At 43.2% G+C, this 24,974-nt stretch carries 21 protein-coding genes; 15 read left to right on the top strand and 6 right to left on the bottom strand.

The features are described 5' to 3' along the window. The 3 genes from AB4135_RS10655 to AB4135_RS10665 form a co-directional block, all read right to left on the bottom strand. Nucleotides 1-510, bottom strand: coding sequence for a CIA30 family protein (locus tag AB4135_RS10655; protein ID WP_371992707.1), 510 nt, complete (start codon nt 508-510; stop codon nt 1-3). 254 nt (nt 511-764) lie between these two features. After that, complete coding sequence (locus tag AB4135_RS10660; protein WP_371992709.1) at nt 765-1,280, bottom strand: hypothetical protein; 516 nt, start codon at nt 1,278-1,280, stop codon at nt 765-767. Nucleotides 1,281-1,291: 11 nt separating this feature from the next. Further along, nucleotides 1,292-3,451, bottom strand: coding sequence for an LruC domain-containing protein (locus AB4135_RS10665; RefSeq protein WP_371992711.1), 2,160 nt, complete (start codon nt 3,449-3,451; stop codon nt 1,292-1,294). A gap of 308 nt (nt 3,452-3,759) precedes the next feature. On the opposite strand from AB4135_RS10665, the gene bshA reads away from it, so the two are divergent. After that, complete coding sequence (gene bshA / locus AB4135_RS10670) at nt 3,760-4,920, top strand: N-acetyl-alpha-D-glucosaminyl L-malate synthase BshA (protein WP_371992713.1); 1,161 nt, start codon at nt 3,760-3,762, stop codon at nt 4,918-4,920. Nucleotides 4,921-4,939: 19 nt separating this feature from the next. Continuing rightward, nucleotides 4,940-7,171 (top strand): cation:dicarboxylate symporter family transporter, encoded by a 2,232-nt coding sequence (locus tag AB4135_RS10675; protein ID WP_371992714.1) that lies wholly within the window; start codon nt 4,940-4,942, stop codon nt 7,169-7,171. An 87-nt stretch (nt 7,172-7,258) separates the two neighbouring features. On the opposite strand, the gene AB4135_RS10680 is transcribed toward AB4135_RS10675, so the two are convergent. Together AB4135_RS10680 and AB4135_RS10685 are read right to left on the bottom strand one after the other, a co-directional pair. After that, nucleotides 7,259-8,263: a lipid A deacylase LpxR family protein gene (locus AB4135_RS10680; RefSeq protein ID WP_371992716.1), complete on the bottom strand. Its 1,005-nt coding sequence runs from the start codon at nt 8,261-8,263 to the stop codon at nt 7,259-7,261. A 426-nt stretch (nt 8,264-8,689) separates the two neighbouring features. Further along, nucleotides 8,690-9,688 carry a helix-turn-helix domain-containing protein gene (locus AB4135_RS10685; protein WP_371992718.1) on the bottom strand — a complete coding sequence of 333 codons (999 nt, stop codon included), beginning with the start codon at nt 9,686-9,688 and terminating at the stop codon, nt 8,690-8,692. A gap of 194 nt (nt 9,689-9,882) precedes the next feature. Here AB4135_RS10685 and AB4135_RS10690 point away from each other — a divergent pair, with 194 nt between their 5' ends. From AB4135_RS10690 to AB4135_RS10745, 12 genes are all read left to right on the top strand, one after another. Then, nucleotides 9,883-10,386, top strand: a complete 504-nt coding sequence (locus AB4135_RS10690; protein ID WP_371992719.1) for a hypothetical protein — start codon at nt 9,883-9,885, stop codon at nt 10,384-10,386. A 166-nt stretch (nt 10,387-10,552) separates the two neighbouring features. Beyond that, the gene (gene nfsA / locus AB4135_RS10695) at nt 10,553-11,275 is read left to right on the top strand and encodes an oxygen-insensitive NADPH nitroreductase (protein WP_371992721.1); all 723 of its coding nucleotides are present in this window, start codon (nt 10,553-10,555) and stop codon (nt 11,273-11,275) included. 214 nt (nt 11,276-11,489) lie between these two features. After that, nucleotides 11,490-11,831: a zinc ribbon domain-containing protein YjdM gene (locus tag AB4135_RS10700; protein ID WP_020911583.1), complete on the top strand. Its 342-nt coding sequence runs from the start codon at nt 11,490-11,492 to the stop codon at nt 11,829-11,831. Between the two features lie 442 nt (nt 11,832-12,273). Further along, nucleotides 12,274-12,678, top strand: a complete 405-nt coding sequence (locus AB4135_RS10705) for a hypothetical protein (RefSeq protein WP_371992723.1) — start codon at nt 12,274-12,276, stop codon at nt 12,676-12,678. A 172-nt stretch (nt 12,679-12,850) separates the two neighbouring features. Then, complete coding sequence (gene cyoA, locus AB4135_RS10710) at nt 12,851-13,753, top strand: ubiquinol oxidase subunit II (RefSeq protein ID WP_371992725.1); 903 nt, start codon at nt 12,851-12,853, stop codon at nt 13,751-13,753. Between the two features lie 2 nt (nt 13,754-13,755). After that, nucleotides 13,756-15,741, top strand: a complete 1,986-nt coding sequence (gene cyoB / locus AB4135_RS10715) for a cytochrome o ubiquinol oxidase subunit I (RefSeq protein ID WP_371992727.1) — start codon at nt 13,756-13,758, stop codon at nt 15,739-15,741. Next, nucleotides 15,738-16,373: a cytochrome o ubiquinol oxidase subunit III gene (gene cyoC / locus AB4135_RS10720; RefSeq protein ID WP_371992729.1), complete on the top strand. Its 636-nt coding sequence runs from the start codon at nt 15,738-15,740 to the stop codon at nt 16,371-16,373. Before cyoB ends, cyoC begins: the two co-directional genes overlap by 4 nt. Beyond that, entirely contained in the window at nt 16,373-16,708 is a 336-nt protein-coding gene (gene cyoD, locus AB4135_RS10725; RefSeq protein ID WP_371992731.1) for a cytochrome o ubiquinol oxidase subunit IV, read from the top strand. Before cyoC ends, cyoD begins: the two co-directional genes overlap by 1 nt. Nucleotides 16,709-16,721: 13 nt before the next feature. After that, entirely contained in the window at nt 16,722-17,654 is a 933-nt protein-coding gene (cyoE, locus tag AB4135_RS10730) for a heme o synthase (RefSeq protein WP_371992733.1), read from the top strand. Between the two features lie 160 nt (nt 17,655-17,814). Continuing rightward, complete coding sequence (locus AB4135_RS10735; RefSeq protein WP_371992735.1) at nt 17,815-19,944, top strand: M3 family metallopeptidase; 2,130 nt, start codon at nt 17,815-17,817, stop codon at nt 19,942-19,944. 310 nt (nt 19,945-20,254) lie between these two features. Then, on the top strand, nt 20,255-20,545 hold the full coding sequence (locus AB4135_RS10740) for a hypothetical protein (protein ID WP_371992736.1): 291 nt from the start codon (nt 20,255-20,257) through the stop codon (nt 20,543-20,545). 61 nt (nt 20,546-20,606) lie between these two features. After that, nucleotides 20,607-22,865 carry a TonB-dependent receptor gene (locus AB4135_RS10745; RefSeq protein ID WP_371992738.1) on the top strand — a complete coding sequence of 753 codons (2,259 nt, stop codon included), beginning with the start codon at nt 20,607-20,609 and terminating at the stop codon, nt 22,863-22,865. A gap of 341 nt (nt 22,866-23,206) precedes the next feature. Here AB4135_RS10745 and AB4135_RS10750 read toward each other — a convergent pair whose 3' ends face one another. Beyond that, nucleotides 23,207-23,866, bottom strand: a complete 660-nt coding sequence (locus AB4135_RS10750; RefSeq protein WP_371992740.1) for a nitroreductase family protein — start codon at nt 23,864-23,866, stop codon at nt 23,207-23,209. A 348-nt stretch (nt 23,867-24,214) separates the two neighbouring features. Here AB4135_RS10750 and AB4135_RS10755 point away from each other — a divergent pair, with 348 nt between their 5' ends. Next, nucleotides 24,215-24,532 (top strand): hypothetical protein, encoded by a 318-nt coding sequence (locus tag AB4135_RS10755; RefSeq protein ID WP_371992742.1) that lies wholly within the window; start codon nt 24,215-24,217, stop codon nt 24,530-24,532. Nucleotides 24,533-24,974 lie beyond the last annotated feature (442 nt).

Below are 24,974 nucleotides of genomic sequence, written 5' to 3' on the forward strand. Positions count from 1 at the left end.
CTATTTTAGGACTAGACAATCTAATAAAATAGATTTAAACGACAAAGAGAATGGTCCTGGTTGCTTGTCAGCAAGTAAAAAGCCTATCTGTTTTACATTTGTGAGTTTCAGTTCTGGCGCATTGACCTTTTGCCCGCGAAAAAGTGCGCTGAACTCGTCAGCACTAAATTGGTAAGTTAACCATCTACCAGGTTCGGTATTGAAGGTGCGAGAGTACGCCGCAGCGTCCCAGTCATTATTTGTACGTAAACGCAGTTGATACTGCCTACCATCGCCTTTCACGCGAATATTAACGTGCGTTGCCTTTGCTGGCACTTTAGTGGTTAAACTCGTTCTTGTTGAGGCAAAGCCGCCGTTGTTATCAAGTGATAACTCACCACTAAAAGTCGCGACTTTATTGTCATAACTAATGGCGCTGCTTGTTACTCCTCCCATTACAGAATCATTGATAATATTCCAGTTATTCTCGGGCTCAATAGTAAAAGGTGCAGCAAGGCTCACGCTACTCATTAATAGGCTCCCTAGAAGCAGTGTAATGTTGGTTGATAAGTTGCGTTGTTCTTTCCCGTGTTGATTCATTCTATATTGATAGCTGGCTGGCTTCATATTGTTCTCTTGTAAATAGCTTTATCATCAATACGACGCAAGCACTGATTTGGATGACTGTTTATTTTTTAAAAAGTATATGGAATAGGAAACGATATAAAAAAGCCGCGATGGGTGGAGTGCAACATCGCGGCAAAATAGACCTACTTTTGAGAGTGTTAATCCATTGTCAGTATTTGGCTCTCGCTGTCAGCCATATAACTCCATTCCACATACTGTGGGTTTTGTCCTTCATAATACCAAATCACGGCAATTAACTGACTTTCATGGTTAGCAATTTTCAGCTCTTTGTTTAGCTTACCATCGCTTAAAGGGCCTCTAAATAAACAAGAGTCAAAGTTAACGCTGTAACTGCCACCTTGAGCGGTATAGTCATCACATAGTGAGAAATAACCGCGGCTCTGGTTGCTTTTATCGACATTAATCGTTAGCTGATAAGAAGCTTCTAAGGCGTTATCAGCATCAACGACTAAATCATCGAGAGACGTCGGATCAGGTGCTAGCTCCGGATCTGTGGTCGTTGTTGTCGTTGTCGTCGCTGTTGGTGTAACCGCCGCAGGCGTAGGACTTGCACCGTCTCCATCGCCGCCACCACCACAAGCTGTTAATGCCAATAATGACAATGCGATAAGACTTAAACGAACATTGATGATTTTTTCAATTTGAGTTTTCATGTGATTCTCCATTAATCGTTAAAGATAAGTGCATTGTCGGCATTTTCGTACCAAGTTGGATTAGTTGCGCCTGTGTCATCGGCAGCAAAATCAACAAACTCGGAATAAGCATTGTCTAAGCGCTCTTTCTCTTTAGGGTGCTTCCATGTCACAGGGATCTCAATTGCCCAAGCCATGCCATTCTCATTCTGGAAGTACTGGTTTTCACTTGGATTTGAAGCATCTTCTCGGTAGCCGAAATAGTTGCTTGAGAACTTATCCGTAGGTGCTTGGTTCTTTAAGTGGATCTCAAGCTGACGACCAGGATTAGCACCAACTGCATTTTTGGCTGCAAGTCCATGATCGGTATTCGGTGTTGCGAAAATAAATGGGTCATAAGGGAAAGCTGGGATTATGCTTTCTGACACTGGTACATCAAATGGGATATCCAGTGACCATGTGGTTCTGAAGGCGCTTTCACAACCTGTTTCAGTTCTCAGGTATTCACAACCTTGCTCTAGCGTCACATAATCGGAAAGATCTTGAGTAAAGATAAACACCGCATTAGTTTGGCCGGTTTCCAGTGGAGAATCTTGCTGAGCAATATCATCAATGCTCCAGTTAATCAAAGACTCCTTAATCTTGTTACGACTAACACCAGGTAGATGCACGCCAAAGCCGTTATGATAAGCTGCGCCCATCGCTGCTAGCTGAGCTTCAAAGCCAATACGCCTCACTTTATTGTCTTTTACATATTCAATAATGCGTAGCTGCACCACTACATCGTTCATGTCAAAGTCGCCCAAATCTGGGTATAGATCCTCATAGGCAAGCGTGGTGAAAGTAGAAGAAGAAGGGTAGTAGTTAATGGTGACACCAGTTTCAGTTAAGGTCACGGCATAGTCTTCAACTTCGCCATCTCCAACACCACCGGTCGCGGCAATATCTTGTTGCGTGCTTAAACGAAAGCGTGCCCAGGTTGGTCCCTCTTTTGCCCAACTAGGAACTTCAATGCTAATGGTGTTTAAACCGTTGTCTAACGGTTCGCCAAGGATGATCTGTTCTTCTAATTCAAAGGTACCGCTTTGATCCCAATCAAACCATGCATTTAAATAGCCATCTCCACCTTTGGCAGTAACCAGTAAAATGGCGCTTTCACCCAGTTCAAAACCGGTCGGCATGACCACACCATCATCATCATCGGAGTTATCGCTAGCATCATCTGACAGTGGCGCTGCGTAACCATCGGACTCATTATCAACTAATGCACCTAAGTACAAGTTATCGCTTATTGAGTGACGAGCACCGTTTGAGTCTAGTACCGTACCGTATGAATCAGGAGCATCACCAAAATCCACTGAGTCACCGACAGTCACTTCAGCTAAAGCACATCTCGCGCCGTCATTACTTGAGGATGCGGGTCCATAGGCAAATAAAACGGCAGTTGGTGAAGCATCATTCACGTTGACTTTGTAGATATTACCGTTGCTATTATTACTGACGTATAAATTTCCATCAGGGTCGAAAAACTGTGCGCCAAAGATAAAATTTCTACCACTCGAGGTTATTACAGTACCTAAGTCCGTTGCTGCCCCGGTTGTCACGTCAATACGCAGCAACTTGCCGTTAGAGCCATTGCTTATCGCATAAATGTGACCGTCTGTTGGGTGAAAGGCCAGATCGGTAATATAGTAATTAGCATTCTGTTTACTTCCTGGAATGATAGTCATGTTGTAGTTTGCAGGGTTATCGAGGGGGATTTTGAATAAGCCTTTACCTTTACGGTAGCCATACCAGACGTTTTCCGCAATGGCGACATCACCGACATAGATAGAGCCCGCAGCGGCTGAGTCAGCATCTTTAGAGACAGTTAACGCGGCTATTTGATAGTCGTTGCCTGTCTTGCCCAATGTTCCGTTTGAATAATCCCAGCCGTAAATGTAGTTGTCGTGGTAGTTAAAGCCAACACCATTATAAGCGTCGCCGTTGCCCATATCATTGGACAATACAGTGTAACTACCTGTCGCTAAATTCACACCGTAAGTTTTGGCCGTATTTGATTGTTTTTGAATGACAAACGCTTCAGTAGGACAAGCGCTAAAAGGCTCAGAGGCATTAACATTCGCTGATATAAGAAGGCTAAGAAGTAAAGGGGAACCGCAGCTCAATGAAATAGTCTTGGATATTTTCATAATGCATCTCTCACTGTCATGTTATCAAAGTAAACTAGATAATGCATAAGACGTGCCATTATATAAACATTATATTTATCAATAGCTTGATTTGTTTTTGTGTGGCGTGACAGCTAGTTTTTTGCATTTTGCAAACAGAAATAGTAACAACAAGCACTATGGTCCGTGATGCAATAGAGAGTGAATTAGCAGTGAATAAATCGTTGTGAGTGTATGTTTATTATACTTATTTGCTTAACTGCATAACGGTGCTAAGTTTTATCTAGCGATAACATCTTGTTAACTATTGTTTGGGTGGTAGCAAATTTATGTCTAAACTGCGTATCGGAATAGTATGTCACCCTAGCATTGGTGGCTCAGGCCTAGTCGCAACCGAACTTGGCCTTGGTTTAGCCAAACTTGGTCATGAGATTCACTTTATTTCCAGTGTTAGGCCTTTTAAACTCATTGAAGATTTTCAGCAGCTTTTCTTTCATTCTGTAGAGGCAATTAATTATCCGCTTTTTTCAGACCCTCTATATACCTTTGCGCTAACGGCTAAAATTGTTGAAGTTGCGGAGCAATATCAACTCGATGTAGTGCACGCGCATTACTCTATACCTCACTCTTTATGTGCGTATCTTGCGGGGGAGATCAGCCAACATAAATTCTCTACGGTAACAACCATTCACGGCACTGATGTCACGGTAGTTGGGCAAGATAAACCTCTGTATCCGCTTAATAAGTTTAGTATTCACAAAAGCAATAAGGTCACAACAGTCTCAAGTTTCCAACGTAACTATATTTACAGCCACTTTGATAATGATAAATCGATAGATGTCATCCATAACTTTATTGATCTGAATGTGTTCTCGCCAACATTTGCCAACATTAATACCCGCAGACAAATGGCGAAAGACGATGAAAAAGTGGTGATGCATGTTTCAAACTTTAGAGCACTTAAAAATACCGATACGGTGATTCAAGCATTTCATCTACTACTTCGTAAAGTGAATGCACGTTTGGTGCTGCTCGGTAGTGGGCCATATATAGATAACATTAAAGCTCAGTGCGACCAGCTCGGCATATTGCGCCATGTTACTTTTATGGGGGATGTGATGCATGTGGAGTCCTACCTTCCGAATGCTAATTGCGTTATCCAGCCAAGTTATCGTGAGTCGTTTAGCATGGTGCTGCTGGAAGCTATGGCCTGCGCAGTTCCGACTATCAGTAGCAATGTAGATGGGATCCCTGAAGTGGTTGAGCATGGAGTGAGCGGTTATATGTTTGATCCTGACGATGCATTAGCGATGGCAAAAGCAATGGAAACTATTCTGCTAGACGATAATAAGCAGCAACAAATGGGACTCGCAGGGAGGGCGCGGGCTAGAGCACTCTTTAGTCCCGAGCAAAAAATAGCCCAGTATGTTGAGTGTTATCACAGCGCTATTGCCGATAATAGCGACTTAAAGGCTGTTGTAAATAGCTAAAAAAAGGACGATTTGGATTATGCTTGATAAGACAGCAGTCGCCGATGTAAATAATGACATTGAGCCAGAAAAAGAGAGTATAGAAGAGCCTAAAAAAAAGATGAGTATGTCTACGCTTGTCCTGCTGTCATTTGCAGCGGGTATTGCGGCAGGGCTGTTTTTCGGCGAGATGTTAGCTTGGATGTCGGTGATAGGTGATGCCTTTATTAAGCTACTGCAGATGACCATTATACCCTATATTATCGTATCGCTTATCTCTAGCTTAGGCAGCTTGACCCTAGCACAAGCTAAATCTCTGGGGGTGAAGGTGGGTAAGTTGATGCTGGTGATTTGGATGTTTGGTTTGCTATCCATGTTCCTTATCAAGTACAGTTTCCCCGATTGGCAGGCGGGAGAGTTTTTCAGCTTAACCGCGCTGCAAGACCCAAATTCGATTAACCTACTCGATGTGTATATCCCATCAAACCCGTTCTTTTCTTTGTCTAATAGTTATATTCCTGCGATTGTGCTTTTTTGTGTGGCTACCGGTATAGCGCTTATCTCTATAGATGACAAAGAGTCGTTAATGCGGCCGATGCAACTGCTAGGCGAGTCATTCAACAAGGTGACGCAAAGCATTGTAAAGCTAATGCCAATTGGTATTTTTGCCATGACAGCAGCGACCGCAGGCACCATGGACTTTGAAGAGTTTCAAAAGCTGCAAGTTTACTTTGTCGCCCATGTCGTCATGACGCTGATTTTGACCTACTGGGTATTGCCAGCAATCTTGGCAACAATTACACCATTTTCATATCGTGACATAACAGGTATTGCAAAAGATGCGATGATCACCGCATTCGCAGCGGGTAATATTTTTATTATTATTCCGCTACTTATCCAGCGAACCAAAGAGCTATTTCATAAATACGATATTGGCGATCAACAGACAGATGATTACGCCAATATCATTATTCCGGTGGTGTTTAGTTTTCCGAACCTTGGCAAATTGTTAACCATCGTTTTCGTGCTGTTTGCTGCTTGGTTCTCTGGCAAAGAGATTGATTTTTTAACCTACCTGCCGATGTCGATAAACGGCCTAATTAGTCTGTTTGGCAGTGTATATTTAACCATTCCTATGTTGCTAGATTCGCTCGAGTTGTCATCGGACCTATTCCAGCTCTATATGGTGTCGAGTCTGTTTACCAGTCGATTCACCTCCTTACTCGCGGCGATGAATATCTTTATTCTTGCCGTGGGAGGTACAGCCATGCTGGTGGGTATTGCTAAGGTGAGCTATACACGATTAATCATGTATAGCGTTTTGACGCCAGTGGTCATTGGCGTGAGTCTACTGGGCTCTAGTTGGCTATTGAGCAGTATTGTTAACACCGAATATAGTATGGATGAAGTGGTCGCACAGATGAGCGCCGCAGAAAAAGTACCTGATCAGGTCACCTCTTTTAGATGGGATGAATTAGCCGAAGCTACCGGCCCTAGAAGTGTGGCAGAGATAAAAGAAAGCGGTGTATTAAGAGTGGGCTATAACCCCATTCAAGTGCCGTTCTCATTTTATAATGCCCAAGATGAACTGGTGGGTTTTGATGTTGAGTTGATGAAAAAATTAGCGACAGAGATGGAGGTCAAAATAGCATTTGTACCTTACACTTTTGCCAACGTGTTAGGCGCGATAAACCAAGGTCAGTTCGATATCGCTATATCGGGGCTACAGATGACCACTAAACGCATCGAGCATGTTGGTTTTACTACACCAGTACTCGATCTGCATTACTCGTTTGTGGTTAAAGATCATCGCGCTGATGAGTTTAAGACCGATAAAATGCTGCGCGAGGCTGGTCCGCTTCGTATTGCTTCTGTAGGTTCTTATTCAATCATTCCACATCTACAGAAGAAGTTTACTAATTTTACGTTCGACACTATCCAGTCTGACCGTTTGTTCTTCGAAGATGACGGTCAAACATGGGACGGGTTGATGATAAGCCTTGAAGCGGGCAAGACTTGGACTATTTTGTACCCAGAGTACACCACGCTATATAACCGAGAAGAGATTAAGTCTTTTCCAGCATCCTATGCTGTTGCGCGCGATAATGCATCACTACAGACATTCCTTAATAGTTGGTTAGCGATTCAAAAGTCATCGGGTTACGTCGACAAGCTCTATGGTTACTGGATTTTAGGTGAAAATGCCAAACCCAAAAAACCGCGCTGGTCAGTGATTAAGGATGTGTTGCATTGGGTTAAAGAGGAAAGCTAACGCTGCTAAGCACTGCATCATTGAATGACAGCAAGTAACCTAAAACCAGCTTAAAACTGTTTCTAGGTTACTTGAGCGAGATATGCATTACATTATCCAGCTATAACTTAATACACCATAAGCATGCCAATTCTGTGGATCAGATTGATACTCTTTACTGTAAAAATCAAAGCGCCAACTTAGCGACCAATTCGGAAAAGCCCATACGACTCCCGCACTGGCCTGTGCTTGTTGATTTTTTAGTTGCACATAAGAGTCGTAGGGGAGATCGCCCTCAAGCGTTAAATCATTGAAGCGATAACCCGTTTGAGCGCGAGTAAATACCGTCCAACTGCCGCTGTCTTTTGCTGACAAGCTGTATTGGCCGTAATGCCCTTGATGACTACTGAGCTGTCCAAATGACTGTGCCAGATCATCGCCCCAGCGCAAGGTCATGCCAAGGTTGGTTTCAGAGCGAAAGTTACCCAGTTGCGAATAACTGTGACCGCTCAATTCCCAATCACTGTTTTTAAAAGCTTTTTTTCGAGTGAATAGATAATCTGCTTCATAAGCAAATTGCATAGTGAATTGGTTCTCTATCTGAAATTTCCAGCCCTGAGGCTCTGTCGAGGAGGTTATCTTGTGCACTAATTCTTGGGTTGCTTGAGCACCTGAAGCGGGTCCCATGACGCCAATGCCCAACCAATTCTTTTGCGCGATTTGGCTGCTGTAGGCAGCGGTAAAGCTTTCGAGCTCTAGTAAGCCTGCGTAAGGCCGTTCATTAGGTTGGGCATAATCATAACCAATCTCGGTGGGCGTCCACATGCGCTGATAAATTTTAGCGCCCCATTGTTTACGGCCCTGTTGTGGAGAGAACAGTAACTTTGATTGCCAGTTAAACAGTAAGAGAGCGTGTGAGAAGTCGTTATCGTCTGCGGTCTGCCAGCCAATAACAATGCCATTGGAGAAGTCACCATCATCACCAATCACCACGTCATTATCTAAGCCTAGATTCCATTGGTCCGCATAAGCGGGCATTGATAGGGAAATTGCTATAAGTGCGGCGACAGCTGGTTTTAGTGTCGCTGGATCTCTAGAGGGGTAGAAGGTCAAAATAGACTCCTCAATTTAGTTCAATGCATGATTTCAGGCGAGAAGATCCACAAAACTAACACTGTCAGCATATAGAGAAACAACAGGCAAGTATATACCCGTTCTACTTGAATATGTTCGTTTCAGAGGCATTGTGCCAGCTCAATTCTAGGCGCACTAATGTGGAAATGGTTATTCCCTTTTAAGTTAGTGCAACAACGAAGTGGGCTGACACAAAGCCTTCTTCGATGGGCGTTTCTTATATAACAAGCATGGGCTTTACTCCGTGTTATTGATTTTACTAAGGGAACGACCATTAATGGCAATCAATGCCTCGCCTGCATGGATGTAGGTGCTTAGGTTCAGCATGGAGCAATGAACCTGTGATTAAAGCCGATTAAACTCCCACGGAATCCTGCATCTTCAGGTAGCACGGGTATAGCTGGCCTAGCTAACTTGTTGACGATAGGCTCGTGGCGATAGACCTGTTATGCGTTTGAATGCCCGTGAAAAGTGTGGCAGATCAGAATAGCCCAAAGAAGAGGCGATACGGCTGATAGGAATGTTTGTATCAGACAACATCTCACAAGCTTGGTTGAATAGAATATTCTCAACGATGTTTGAGTAGCTGGCATTCTCCTTTTTTAAACGCCGCTGTATGGTGCGAACCGGCATCCCTAAGATATCTGCAGCAGTCTCTATTGGCAGTCTTCCTAAACCTAAATAGGGCTTAAGCGCTTGCTTTAGCGAGTCTGCGAATAATGTAGGTTTCAAGTGAGGCCGAGCAGAAGTTTCTTGCCAATTTAGCGTGAGTGTTACCGGTGAGGCTAACTCTTCTGTAGACAGAGATAGCCCAATCACTCGGCGGTTGAGATAAAACTCAGCGTTCTCAAGCAGTAGAGATGCTTTAATCTCTTCGACATTACTGCCAGTGAGCATTATTGCAGTCGGGGACCACTGTCTATCTGTTAGTGCCCGCACCAGTTCGACCAAAAAAGTGACAATAAAGTGTGCTCTAAAGTCTTGTAGTTGTTCACTATAGAAACGGTGTTCACGGATAAACCAATGACGTCCTGCAAGATGTCTAAGTTTTACAGTCGAATGTAGCGACTCTTGATTAAATAGCTGCGCAAATTCATTTAAGGCCTCTTCGAGGGTCTTAGCATATTGCATTTTACCAATATAATTGGGGATCAAAACTTGTCGACATACTTGCCATATTAGCTGACTGTATCTGTCTGGCCCCGCTTTTTCGCCAATAATGTTTAGCAGTTTGATTAAGGGTAGCTGAGGTATGTAATCATGACTCGGTGCTAGAATGTTTTCGGGTAATTGAGCTTTGGCAATCGATGGGTAAATATCACTGTCTATCTGCTTAAGAATATCGACAAAAGCTAAGGCGTACTGGGTTTTGATCAAAGGAACGATAGGCGTAGTTTTGTCCATAGTCTCTCTTATCAAAATGAGCGGTTGCGTTTACCTTACTCATTATTAGCCTAAGCCGCAGGGTTAGGCAATGCACTAAAGATAAATTCCCTTGCAAACTGATAACTAACAGCAATTGCCTTGAAATCCCTAGAGTAAGTGTTAGGTTAGCGAAGTGACTAAATTTTCAACAAGTTATTGCAAGGGGAAAGTCGATGAGCCAAGAATCTGTAGCAACAAATGCTAAACCCACACTAGCGGCACCGATTAAAGAGTATGGGTTCAATACTCCTCAGCGTTTCTTTGTAGGCTATACGCTCGCAGTCTTGGTCGACCTTACCGTATTGAATCTGTTTAATGAATTTTGGCAATACATTACGGTTGAGTCTTTTTCTATTTCGCTATTAGTGGCTATTTTATTGCAGTTACTATTAAAACTGACGATTGCAGCAGAGCATGCTATTGCTAATTATTTTAAAGATAAACCAGGCAAGGCTCCCAAGTTTTACCGTGCATTTTGTACCTGGCTTATCTTATTTGGATCTAAGTTTGTGATGTTAGAAGCAATAAACTTGGTCTTTGGTGACAGGATTAATTTTACTGGGCCGGTTGATGGTATTGTGGCCTTTTTTGCGCTGGTTTTTGGGATCTTAATTGCCGAGTTTATCGTTTCGAAAATCTACTTCTCGTTAGAAGATAAGCCTAAATCTGCCGCTTAAAACCTTACAGCAGCCTTTATGTCATCAGCAACATTTTATTGTTAAAGGCTGCTGTCGTTTCACCGACGCATTTATCTAAAAACATCTACTCGTTGAACACTAACCATTGCACTGCGCTTTATTGAAAAGTAGTCTGATGAAACATAATCGATAGAATCTAGCAGACATGACTCCAACAATTGCAACAATAATGAACCATCGCTCAGTAAGACATTTTACTGATCAAGCAATACCTGCCGCCAATCTTGAGCAGATCTTGAATTGTGCATTGGCGGCATCGACCTCAAGCTTTATTCAATGTAGCAGTATCATTCGGGTTTCAAGCCCTGATAGTCGAGCAAAGCTGGTGCAATATGCTGGTGGCCAACCTTATGTCGCCTCGGCTGCGGAGTTTCTGGTCTTTTGTGCTGACTTTAATCGTCACCAACAGATCCATCCCAATGCGCAACTTGGTTTTACAGAGCAAACCTTGATTGGCGCGGTCGATACCGCGCTCATGGGACAAAATGCTTTACTTGCCGCTGAATCATTGGGTTTAGGCGGTGTATTTATTGGTGGCATTCGTAACAATCCGCAGCAGGTGAGTGAGCTATTAGGTTTGCCTAAACATGTATTACCGCTGTTTGGTTTATGTATTGGTTACCCAGCCAAAGAGCCTGAGCAGAAACCACGTTTGCCACTCGATATCGTGTTGCACCAAGATAAGTACCAAACGTTAGACCTCGCGGCGGTAGCAGCCTATGACCAACATATTCTTGAGTATTACGCTGGTCGCAGTAGCAATACTAAACAGGTGACTTGGTCACAGCAAATCACCGCTACGTTAAGCAAAGAGTCACGACCTTTTATGAAAGACTTTCTCAATCAGCAAGGGTTTAGCGATAAGTGAGCGATGGCTATGCACTAGTATCAATTTTGCTACCTTACGCAGGTAAAGTTGCTTTTGAACTGCGGCAAGTTCACAGGACAAGATTTTGAATCTAGATGATATTCGAAATATTGATTATAATGTGCCTTTGAAATACGAGTTATATTGATAGCTGCCTAAGTAAAAACCACTATCAAGCATTATTCACCAAATTATTGACTAAAGAGAGTACGCCATGAGCGCTTTACCACCATGCCCAAAATGTGAATCCATCTATGCATATGAAGATGGCTCACAGCTAATTTGCCCAGAATGTGCTCATGAATGGAACCCGAACGAAGTTATCGTTGATCCAGACGCTATCATCCTTAAAGACGCTGTAGGTAACCTATTAGCTGAAGAAGACAAAGTCACTTTGATTAAAGATCTAAAAGTGAAAGGTTCTTCACTGGTTCTTAAAGTGGGCACTAAAGCCGTCATCAAGCGTTTTGTAGACGCAGACCACGACATCGATTGTAAAGTCGATGGCCACGGTCAGATGATGCTTAAATCTAAGTTTGTTAGAAAGCAAAACTAATCCATTTTTAGTTAACTGCAATCTCGAAAACATCTGCCTAGTGCAGATGTTTTTTTATGGTTTTTTTAAAAGGCTCCTCAAACGGACTACAAAAGTCATAGGCTAATCTGATTTTTTTAACCGGAAAAAAAGGGGGGGGCGTTGCTAAATGGCTTTGCAGTAACGCTAGCATTTTGAGCGGTTGGTCATTGCTCATCTTTAATTAAGCTGTTACAACTCTCAATAGTGCTATTTTTGAGATGTTAAAGGTTTTTATTTTGTTAAATTGGTAATGCTTTGTGTGGTTTTATGTTTAATTTAAGGTTTATTTAATATAAAGCTAATTTTTAGCGCATAGTTGCTTTGATCCAATGCGGCCTTCTTGCTATTCTCCGGCGATAGCTTGAACTCAGAATATTTTTCAGGCAATAAAATAACTATAATTTTGCCAGCAGGACACCTTTTGAAACTAGCCGCTTACTCACTATCGCTTGCAAAGCTACCCATCGCGGTAGAGGTTTGTAATGCGGGTAAAGCTAATTTATCGCTGCTCCTCAGTGGATTACTGCTGCTGTTACTGTCTGACGGTCTATCTGTTTCTTCAGCTGGCTATCTTGATATTAGTGAGCTAATTGCGCTGACTGACAGTCTATTGTTTGAGTGTTTGGCTGCAAGTTTAGCCAGTCTGCTTCTAACCAACCCTATTGTTATAGAACAGCTTTGGCGACTGATTAGTTACATAATTAAACTCATCAATAAGTTAACGTTAATTGTTCTGTTACCCGACGTTTCAATTTCCCTTCCACAAGCTGGAGTGCATGCTGCACACGGCTGTCGTGCTCCACCTCTATCTACTTACAATTTCTAATAAAAATTTAGCTGTTCAATAATTTTCTCATGGGTTGAATTGTAAGATTCATCTCTGCAAAGGCTTAGCTGCGCAGAGCTAACCTTATTTTTAATTGTTGTGCAGCCAATGCTGCCGGGCTTGCAGTGCTTGCCTGCAGAGCGATACACCTTAAGGTTAGAGGAATCTTCCTTTGCTAATTCGAAATTTAAGTAAAGCTGCAGTGGCGATATTTGCAATATTGCTCAGCGGCTGTGAAGGCGGCGTGCTGGATCCCAAAGGGCAAATCGGCATCGATGAGAAACATCTCATTGTTGTCGCAACTTTGCTAATGCTCGTCGTTGTTATCCCGGTCATATTCATGACGTTGTACTTTGCGTGGAAATACCGCGATGGTCGGAACCATGAGATTTATGCGCCTAAGTGGGCGCACTCTAAAATGATTGAAATTGTGGTTTGGCTAGTGCCAATCGTGATTGTGATTATTTTAGGCATTATGACTTGGGGCTCGACCCATGATCTTGATCCCTACAAGCCTCTAGAGCATGAGGCGACACCAATCACGGTAGAAGTTGTTTCCCTTAACTGGAAATGGCTGTTCATCTACCCTGAGCTAGGTATCGCATCTGTTAATGAACTCGCTTTTCCGGCGAACGTTCCGGTGAACTTTAAGATCTCCTCTGACACTGCAATGAACTCTTTTTTCATTCCGCAATTAGGTAGCCAGATCTATTCCATGGCTGGTATGGCAACTCAGTTACATCTCATTGCCAATGAAGCCGGCGTTTTTGATGGGATCTCCGCTAACTATAGCGGTGCAGGATTTGCTGGAATGAAATTTAAAGCGATTGCCACTGCCACGCCCGAAGAGTTTGCCCTGTGGGTCGCCAAGGTAAAGCAGCAGAAGCAGCCGCTTAATTTTGACAGTTATCAACTCCTCGCTAAACCCAGTGAAAACAATGCTGTTCAGTATTACGACACCGTCAGCGAGGGCATGTTTAACCATATCGTTATGCAGTATATGCATATGGATGCAGGTATGGATATGTCATCACATTCTGCACATTCATCCCCTAAGCATGGGGAGATGGAGTAATCATGTCTATTCTTGGAAAACTTACATTAGATTCAATTCCGTATCATGAACCTATCATCATGGTGACACTCGCTGTTGTCGCTGTGGTGGCGGTGATTATCGCGGCACTCATTACTAAACATAAAAAGTGGGGCGTGTTATGGCATGACTGGTTTACTTCGGTTGATCATAAACGTCTGGGGATCATGTATATCGTACTGGCCTTAGTGATGCTGATCCGTGGTTTCTCCGATGCCATCATGATGCGGACACAACAAGCACTGGCAACAAGTGGTGCCGCGGGTTACTTGCCACCTGAACACTACGATCAAATTTTTACTGCTCACGGCGTCATCATGATTATCTTTATGGCCATGCCGTTCATGATTGGTCTAATGAATTTGGTGTTGCCATTACAAATTGGTGCTCGAGATGTGGCATTTCCATTTTTGAATAACTTGAGCTTTTGGCTCACGACTTCAGGCGCAGTGCTGATCAATATTTCGTTGGGCTTGGGTGAGTTTGCTAAGACGGGCTGGGTGGCATATCCGCCGTTGTCTGAATTGGCATTTAGCCCCGGCGTTGGCGTCGACTACTACATCTGGGCATTACAGATCTCGGGCATTGGCACCACGTTAACCGGGGTGAACTTTATCGCCACGGTACTCAAAATGCGTGCGCCGGGTATGAAGCTAATGCAGATGCCAATTTTCACCTGGACCTGTACTTGGGCTAATATTTTGATTGTAGCGTCGTTTCCAATCTTAACTGCTCTGCTGGGAATGTTGACGTTAGACCGATATATGGATTTCCATTTCTTTACCAACGCGGGTGGCGGTAACGCCATGATGTATATCAACTTGTTTTGGGCTTGGGGTCATCCTGAGGTTTATATCCTTATCTTGCCTGCCTTTGGTATTTTCTCTGAAGTTATCTCAACTTTTACCTCTAAACGTTTGTTTGGCTACACCTCTATGGTGTGGGCAAGTGGCGCTATCTCTATTTTGGGCTTTATCGTCTGGTTACATCACTTCTTTACCATGGGCTCCAGTGCCAATGTTAATGCGTTTTTTGGGGTGATGACCATGGTGATAGCAGTGCCGACCGGAGTGAAGTTATTTAACTGGCTGTTTACTATTTACCGTGGCCGCTTGCGGTTAACTGTGCCGGTATTATGGACGCTAGGCTTTATGGTGACCTTCACTATAGGCGGCATGACCGGAGTGTTGTTGGCGGTGCCAGGTGCTGATTACGTATTACATAACAGTCTGTTTTTAATTGCTCACTTTCATAACACCATATTAGGTGGAGCGGTATTTGGCTATTTAGCCGGATTCTCCTTTTGGTTCCCTAAAGCCATGGGTTTCCATCTCAATGAACGACTAGGTAAAGCGGCATTTTGGTGCTGGCAGATAGGCTTCTATGTTGCCTTTATGCCTTTATATGTGTTGGGTTTCTTAGGCATGACCCGCCGTATTAGCCATACCGATAACCCTGCATGGAACTTTTGGATCTATTTTGCCGCCGTAGGCGCTTTCATCATCTTCGCCGGCATCATATTGCAGTTTGTGCAGCTGTATGTGAGTTTCCGCGACCGTGAGCAAAATCTAGATACCACAGGTGATCCCTGGAATGGTCACACCCTTGAGTGGTCGACCTCATCTCCACCGCAGTTTTATAACTTTGCTAAGTCTCCCCATGTATCAGATATCGATGCCTTTACTGACATGAAAGAGAAAGGAGTCGCGTATCAGAGACCTGCGCAATATCAGCCTATCCATATGCCTAAGAATACTGCTAGTGGGATCTTGATGGCCGTTGGGATCACAGCTGCTGGCTTTGCTGTCATTTGGCATATTTTGTGGCTGGCTATCGTTGGCATGCTTGGCGCTTTTGTCGTGTTCCTATTCCGCGCCTATGGCACTGACCATGACTACTATGTTCAACCCGATGAAATTACCGCGATTGAAAATGCGCATTTGGATAAGGTTGCAAGGGGGATTATATGAGTACTGCCATCGCAGCCCAGTTAAGTATGACATCTACAGAAGAGGTCGTTTGCGAGCACCATGACGATCATCATGATACTAGCCAAAATACGCTATTTGGTTTTTGGCTTTACCTGATGACTGACTGCATCTTGTTTGCCTCTGTGTTTGCAACCTATGCCGTGTTGTACATGAATACCGACGGCGGCGTTTCGGGTAAAGACATCTTCGAGTTGAATTTCGTGTTATTTGAAACTGCCGCACTGTTGCTCAGTAGTATCACTTTTGGCTTTGCTTTAATTTGCGCTAAACGGCATAACCGTGCGGCAACTGTGCTCTGGTTGTTGATCACTTTTGCTCTAGGTTGTGTGTTTATTGGTATGGAAATTTATGAATTCCATCACTTAATCGAGCAGGGCAATGGACCTCAACGCAGTGCATTTTTGTCTGCTTTCTTTGCATTAGTGGGTATGCATGGTTTGCACGTGACTGCGGGCTTAGTCTGGATGGGCATCATGATGATAGAAGTGCTTAAAACAGGGCTGAATAATCGCAGTATTACTCGTCTAGGTTGTTTAAGTTTGTTCTGGCACTTCCTCGATATTGTGTGGATCTGTGTATTCACCGTTGTTTACCTGTTAGGAGCGTTGTGATGAGCCAAGCAAACCCGATAAAGAACCAGCAACCTGATGATCTATTTATACAGGTTAAGTCCTATATGGTTGGTTTTCTGCTTTCAGTCATTTTAACCGCTATGCCGTTTTGGGCGGTGATGACTCATCACTTTGAAAAACCGCTAACAATAGCAGTGGTGCTTGTTGCTGCAATCGTACAGATAGTGGTGCACCTGAAGTACTTCCTGCATCTGAATTTTTCTAAAGAGGGCAAGCTCAATACATTTTCGTTCTTATTCACAGCTTTGATCATTGTCATGGTTGTGGGTTTGTCGGTGTGGATCATCTACGCCGCTAACGCATTGATGATGTAGCGAGAGTAATGCAATGAAAACTCAAGGTCGATTTATGTCAGCACGGTTGCAGTCAACAATACGAGGTTATGTTCAGGTTACCAAGCCTGGCATCATCATGGGAAATTTGATTTCGGTCGCTGGTGGCTTTTTGTTAGCGGCAAAAGGCAATGTGGATTGGACCTTGATGTTGCTCACCATGGTGGGTTTATCAATGGTGGTTGCATCTGGCTGTGCGATTAATAATTGTATCGATCGCGATATTGACGCCAAGATGCAACGCACCCGCCATAGAGTCACGGTTACGGGAGCGATATCGCCGCGTTCTGTACTGATATTTGGCGTACTGTTAGGCGTTATTGGTTTTGCCATATTGGGGCTGTTTACCAATATTGTAGCTTTGCTGTTTGCCGTGATTGGCTATGTGGTTTATGTCGCTGTTTACAGCCTGTACATGAAGCGAAGTTCAGTCTACGGCACATTGGTGGGTAGCTTCTCTGGTGCCGTTCCGCCAGTGGTTGGCTACTGCGCCGTGACAGGGCAGTTCGATATTGCGGCCATCATTTTGTTGTTGATGTTCAGTCTATGGCAGATGCCCCACTCCTATGCAATTGCCATCTTCCGCTTTAACGACTATTCAGCGGCTAAGATCCCTGTGTTACCTGTTGCTGAGGGCATAGCAAAAGCACAGCTTCACATCGTGCTTTATATCGCTGTGTTTGCGCTGGTTAGCGCTCTATTACCGCTCGCAGGATATACCGGCATTACCTTTATGGCAGTGACTTGTGCTACCAGTTTATGGTGGCTGGCAATGGCATTAAAAGGCTATCGCCACGGGATTAACCTACAGCGTTGGGCCCGTCAAATCTTTGGTTTTTCCATCATAACGATTACCGCGTTGAGCGTGACTATGGCGTTGGATTTCCAGCTAGTAGCACAAGCACCGCAGTACATGTTGACTCACTAGCGTGTAGTGAGTTGAAGCGAACATACACAGTAGAAAAGAGGAAACGAATACCGCCAGTAAATTTAATTAATTCATACAGGCAGCTAAATCAAATAACGAATTCAGACAATGGATCACACAGCGAGCTTAAATAGATAACTCAAATAGGGAAGGTAAGCACATGCGTAAAAATTTAATTACTCTCACAATCACCATGGCATTTGTTTTAGGTGGCTGTTCGGCGCCGGCAAATGATATGGCCGAACCTAAAGCGGGTATGGGCAATTCAAGTATTAATAACGTTTTACTTTATCCGAGTCCGTTACAAGATCACGCGCCTCAATTTGATAAAATACACTCAACTGATTATCTACCTGCTTTTAGAGAGGGGATGAAGCGACACGATGAGGAGCTAGCCTCAATCATCAACAATCCATCAGCCGCTAATTTTGACAATACTATCTCAGCGATGGAATCATCAGGCGCTGCATTAAACCATGTTTCACGGGTGTTTTTTGCCTTGTCGTCTTTAATGTCGAATGATGACATGCAAAAGATCCAACAAACGATTACGCCAGAACTCACCAACCATGGCGACAACATTTATCTAAATCAGCAGCTGTTTGCACGTGTGCAAGCGGTTTATCAACAGCGTTCTGCACTCGTCGGTGAGCAAAAACGCTTAACAGAGATCTACTACAACAATTTCCTCCGTGCAGGGGCAAAATTATCTGCAGCTGAGCAAGCTAAAATTCGCAATATCAACGCCTCGTTAGCGAAAGATACCGCAGAGTTTGCCAATAACATTCTTAAGTCATTTAAACACGATGTGATTTTGGTTAGTGACAAAAGTCAGCTTGATGGATTATCTGCGGACGAAATTTCCTCACTGGCCGCAGCGGCTAAAGCAGCAGGTAAAACCGGTTATATGATCACGCTGGTGAATACCACCCGCCAACCGATCTTAGCCCAATTAACCAATCGCGATCTGCGTCAACAGATATGGCAAGCATCTTCAACTCGTGGCATGGCTAACAATGCTCCATTAGCGTTAAAAATCGCAAGGCTACGAGCAGAGAAAGCTGCGCTACTTGGCTATTCGAGTTGGGCTGAATATGCCGTTGCCGATCAGATGGCTAAAACCCCATCGGCTGTTTTCAATATACTCGATGCGTTAGTACCAAAAGCAATAGCCAAAGCAGATGCAGAAGCGCAAGACATACAAGCTGAAATGGCCAAAGAGGGCGTAAGTTTCGAGTTGCAACCATGGGACTGGGCTTTCTATGCTGAAAAGGTGCGTAAACAGAAGTACAACCTCGATGAGAGCCAGATTAAACCTTATTTTGAATTCAACCGAGTGCTAAAAAATGGTTTGTTCTATGGGATGAATAAGCTCTACGGCATCGAAGTCAAACCTCGCCCCGATCTACCGGTATGGAATGACGATGTTTTAGCGTTTGAGGTGTTTAATAAAGATGCCAGCTCAGTGGGGATTTTCTACCTCGACCCATACGCAAGACCTGGCAAGAGCGGTGGCGCCTGGATGGATGAGTTGGTCACTGAGTCTGGTCTTATGGGCAACAAGCCTGTTGTTTATAACGCGCTCAACATACCCAAGCCGTCAGCGGGTAACCCTACATTGATGACATTCGATGAAGTATCAACAATGTTTCATGAGTTTGGTCATGCGGTACACGGTTTATTCTCGCAAGTTAAGTACCCAAGTATTGCAGGCACTGCAACGGCGAGGGACTTTGTTGAGTTTCCGTCTCAGTTTAATGAGGACTGGGATATTAACCCAGAGATCATTTCTAACTACGCCAAGCACTATCAAACAGGAAAACCTATGCCTGCGGCGCTACTGGATAAGATATTAAAGTCTCACAAATTTAATCAAGGCCACGATACGACTGAATATTTAGCCGCCGCTATTTTGGATATGGAGTGGCATTCAATTGCTGCCACCACTCAAATATCAGATGTAGAAGAGTTTGAGCATCGCGTGCTAGCGAAACACGGCATCGACTATGCTGCCGTGCCGCCAAGGTATAAGACCAGCTACTTTAGTCACAGCTTTAGCGGTGGCTATTCAGCTGGTTATTACGCCTATTTATGGACTGAAGTGTTAGCAGCCGATGCATTCTCCTACATGAATAAAACCGGTGGCTTATCGCTGGAAAATGGTAACAAGTTTCGAGAGGCTATTTTGTCGAAAGGTAACAGCCAAGACTTAATGCAAGACTACATTAATTATACTGGCGGCGAGCCGAACATCGACAACCTGCTTATCCGCAGAGGGCTTACTGAGTAGCCTCAATTGGCGAAACCTTCTCCCTGCTAACATAGAAGGGAGAAGGTTGGGCAACGAGCAGAAGGCAAATATTCGTTATTTGCTAATGAATCTGTTTTTTATTGACGTGAGCTTATTGACGTGAGTTTATTATTTGAGATTGGCGTGTTGAACCGGTTGCTCAATGATTTTAGATAATTAGCAATTTAGGGATATTGACCCAAAATTATTTTTATCCATAGCTCAAATTTAAAGCTAGACAATTGATATATCTCTAAACCAAGCTGCTGGCTTACTAAATCATCAGTCTTTAACTAATGGGGGAGCCTATATGAATGATATACCCCTAAAAAAAGTAAAGGGTTATCTGTTACTTTTATTTGGTTTTTGGTTGATTGCTTTACAATCTATAACCTTATCTCATGCTGCAGAACATGCGTTAGAAGCCGATCATAGTTACTGTCAGTACAGCAATTTTTATCATGATGAATGTGCGGGTACAACATCAAGCCATGTCCCGATTGTTTGCCTGCAACAAGTTGAAAACACAGCCCAGCCATTATACTTCCAACCCGCAGTTGCTTGGTTAAGTAACCAGCGAGTTAGAGCGCCACCATTCTAATCCTTAAGCAAAATAAAAAATTACATTTAAATTAATTGCTTACTTACAAGGACAAGCAAAAATGAAACTTGCACTATCTTCTATAGCGCTAGCTATTGCTGGCTGTTTATCACCTGCAATGGCTGCAGAGTTAAATGGTCAAATTACCGAGACTAACGGCAACCCGATCCCAAATGCACATGTCAGCATTGATGGCGGAGCGGAAACAACCAGCGACTCTGAAGGCCGATACAAACTGACAATTGCAGATAATAGCCATGTTCATCTTCACGTCAGTGATGATAACTTCAGGCATGCAGATAATGACTTACAGATCACAACAGGTTCAGTGACTCACAACGTCGCGCTTAAGAAAACAATGATGGAAAACATTGTCGTCACGGCGTCACCTATGATGCGTTCAAGCATGGAAAGTACCACGCCAATTAGTGTTATGTCAGCGGATCAATTAAAGCTAAATATTGAACCTACTTTAGGTGACACCATTGACAAGCTTCCTGGGGTTCAGGCGACTCGATTCGGCGCCGGAGCAAGTCGACCCATTATTCGTGGCATGAGCGGCCCTCGAGTAATGGTACTTGAAAATGGCTTATCGGTAGGAGACGCGTCAACTGTGTCTGCAGATCATGCGGTAACTACCGAAGCGAGCACAGCGCAGCAAATTGAAATTCTCAGGGGACCAGGTTCATTGCTATACGGTAACGCAGCTATTGGTGGGGTGGTTAACGTCGTCAATAATCGAGTGCATGAGCAATCAGTTGATGAGCTAACGGGTAACTTTGGCACGCACTACACAACAGGAAACAACGGTAAAACTGTCAACGGTGAATTGAATGGCGGAAACGGTAAATTCAATTGGCATGTAGACGGTACTCATCGAAATACCGACGATTATGATATTGCTGGTAATGCAATTGAAGGGCAACCAGATACCCATGGAAAAGTCGCCAATAGTCAGCTTAAGCTCGATGACTATGCCGTTGGTGTGGGTTACACCGGTGATGACAGTTTTGTCAGTGTCTCAGGGGCAAATACTCAATCTAATTATGGTATTCCCGGTAGAGGGGGAGCCGGTGAGCCAAACATTACCATTGATCTTAAAAAGACAGATTGGCAGCTCCATGGCGGTATGCTTGTCCCATTTGCTGGGATCAGTAAAGTTCGTTTGGATGCTGGTTATACCGACTATCAACATGCGGAAGAAGAGAACGGCGACGCAGATACATTCTTTTACAACAAGCAAGGTGAAGCCCGTTTAAGCCTTAATAATAAGCCATGGGGGGAGTGGCAAGGAGTCATGGGCTTACATGCAATCCATAGAGACTTTTCTGTTCAAGGGGAAGAAGCACTGACACCTGATAGTATTACCGATACCGTTGCCGCATTTATCGTGCAAGAGCGTAAGTTGGGTGACTTTCGTATCGAACTCGGTAGTCGAATTGAACATTATCGTTTAGATCCCAATAGCATGACTTTGGGTAATTCGAAAAATTACCAGCCAGATGGTTTGAGTGATAACAATGTTACAGTGTCCGCCGGGGTTGTATGGGATTTTGACCCTGCTTATAACTTAGCGTTATCTATCGAAAGGGCTGAGCGTTCGGCAACCGCAGAAGAGCTGTATAGTTTTGGCGAACATGATGCGACTCAAAGCTTCGAGGTGGGTTCTCAATACAGAATTGAAAACGGCGGTGTTGTTCCAGATAGTGGCGATAGTGAAAAAGAAATTGCTAATAATATCGACTTAACCTTCCGTAAACTAGAAGGGGATTGGACTGGGTCTTTTAGTATTGCTTATAACAGAATAAGTGACTTCTACTATGAGAAAAATACAGGTCTTGTGGCCTCCGATATAGGGGCTGAAGGGGATTTGCCTGTCTATCAGTTTACCCAAGCCGATGCCGAACTTTATTCAGCCGAAGCCCAAGTGAATATTCCTATAAGTGAAATATGGTCGGTAGATCTTCTCGGCGATTATACTCGTGGCAAACTGGTTGATGGCGGTAATCTACCGCTAATATCGCCAATGCGGTTGGGCTCAACGCTCAATTTTGATCAGCAAGACTGGCATGCAGAGGTTGGTGTGATGGCTTATGCAAAACAGACTGATACCGCGGAAAATGAGACAGATACATCTGGTTACGCACTGGTTGATACAGCGATAACCTATCATTTGCCTACTGAAAATGGCGATATGATGTTTTATTTGAAGGGGAGTAATTTGCTAAACCAAGAGGCGCGGCCACATACATCTTTACTCAAAGATTATTCGCCGTTAATGGGGCGCAGCTTTATGCTTGGTATGAATTATGATTTTTAGATAAGTGTCATCAAGTGTAGGCATTGAAAGCGAGCTCAATAGAGCTCGCTTTATTCTCTCAATCATAATGTACAGTGGTAAATCAACATAGACTGATGAAGGATCTAGAGATGATTTTTGATAGTTGGGATACAGCCTTTGGTAAGCCCCTAGAACAGTAGACACTTCATAGAGTTATTCTTAACCAAGAAGATGAATATATCGGCGCTGACTTAGCCATTCATAAAATTGGCTCCACCAATGCAGACAAGTAACCGAAATTAATAAAACCAATCTAGTACTGATTTTCAGTAACAAAAAAGCTCAAGCAATGGCTTGATCTTTTTATTGAAATCTAACAATTATAAAACTGTAATGACGTCAGCTTCTGGTAAGCGGGCTTTCGGTAAGCCTTTGTTATAATCTTCGCCGTCTTTGTGGTAACCAATCGCTAAAGCGAACTGACAAACATAACCGCCTAATTCTTCTTTAAAAATCTCACCAATTAAGTCTGGGTCAACTCCTTCCATCGGAGTTGAATCAATACCTAAGCGAGCAAGTACATGCAAAGTATTACCAATTGCTATGTAAGTTTGTGCCTTAGTCCAGCCGCCATTATAACCATTCTCATCGGTATTAAGGTCCACAAAACCAAAAGCACCGTTAAGCATGTTGTCATACATTTCAGCGGGTAAATGACCTGAAGAGACTTCAACATCAACGACTTTTCTGTAGTCATCTTTAGTGAAATTAGGGTTATGAGCGAACATAATAATATGTGACGCTTCAGTTGCATGTGGTTGGTTAAACTGATGCATATTAGCAAATGTGTCGTGGAAACGTTGTTTTGCTGCATCGCTCTCAAGCACAATGAATTTCCATGGCTGTGAGTTAATAGAGGATGCTGATAAACGAATAGCTTCTTTAAGCACAGTCATATCTTCAGCCGAAATACGTTTTGATGAATCGTATTTTTTAGCAGTGTAACGGCTGTTTAAATCTTTAATAATTTGGTGAGACATGATGATTTTCCTCATTGAACGATGTCGATGGAGTGCATACTAGAGATCATTACGAAAGAGAAAAAGAGGCGATAGCTCCAATCATTATGGTCTTAATAGTCCACAATTGGTCACTTTGTTATTTCAATTTGTTTTCTAGTGAAAATTAGAACAAAACAAACTACAGGCTAGTGTTGGTTAGATTGATCTTTTAAGCTGAAAAGAAACAAATATTAATCAGGTATGTATTGAGCTAGCTGCATCAAGATATGGCTTATGGGTGAAAGCCTAACTGTAAAAGAATCAATTTCGAGTTACTGTCGTCGGCATTTAGGAAATCAGTTGTTATTTTCATAAGGAAAACCAGCCATGAAATTTAATCATTTAGGAATACCCACTAAGGATCGGTTTGAAGGGGAAATAGATATCCCTCATTTAAAAATGACGGTATCAAACCATGAGAGTAACCCTTATGGAATTCAATGGATGCGTTTTTGGGAAGAAGCGCCTTATCCTGATTTAGTAAAAACAGTCCCTCACGCTGCGTTTGTAGTCGATAATTTAGCGAAAGAACTAGCAGGTAAAAAGGTCATAATTGAGCCGAACTCTCCAAGCGAGGGATTAACGGTGGCATTTATCGAAGTTAATGGCGCACCCGTTGAGCTTATGGAATACCGTGAAAAATAGTACTTTTCTAAGTGACAGAAGTAAAAAAGCCCCGATACTTTCGTATCGGGGCTTTCTAGTAATTGGTGGAGGCGGCGGGGCTCCGCTTAATGATGTAACCATCTGTTTATAAAGTGTTTTGTGTAAAGGTTGAGTCCTGAGTGTTCCTATTGGTGTTACAATAAAAGCGCGTCACAGTCCTGTAGCAGCAAAATATTTAGAAAAAGTTTTAAAACTTGATAAAAATTTCATCCACGGCCTTCTTCGTATCATTCTAGCAAGAGAACACTCTTTAATTTTATAAAGTCTAACTTTCTGTACTTTATGGGTTCTGATAGTCCTGATACCAATAAAATCTAGAAATGTAGACTTTATTGAGCAAGTAGAGGTAAACCCGCAGATAAAGGTGTGAGAAATGAACAAGCTAACTACCGTACAGACTATTTGTACTATGAATGTAATA

Source organism: Shewanella sp. 10N.286.54.B9 (assembly GCF_041468565.1).
Taxonomy (GTDB): Bacteria; Pseudomonadota; Gammaproteobacteria; order Enterobacterales; family Shewanellaceae; genus Shewanella.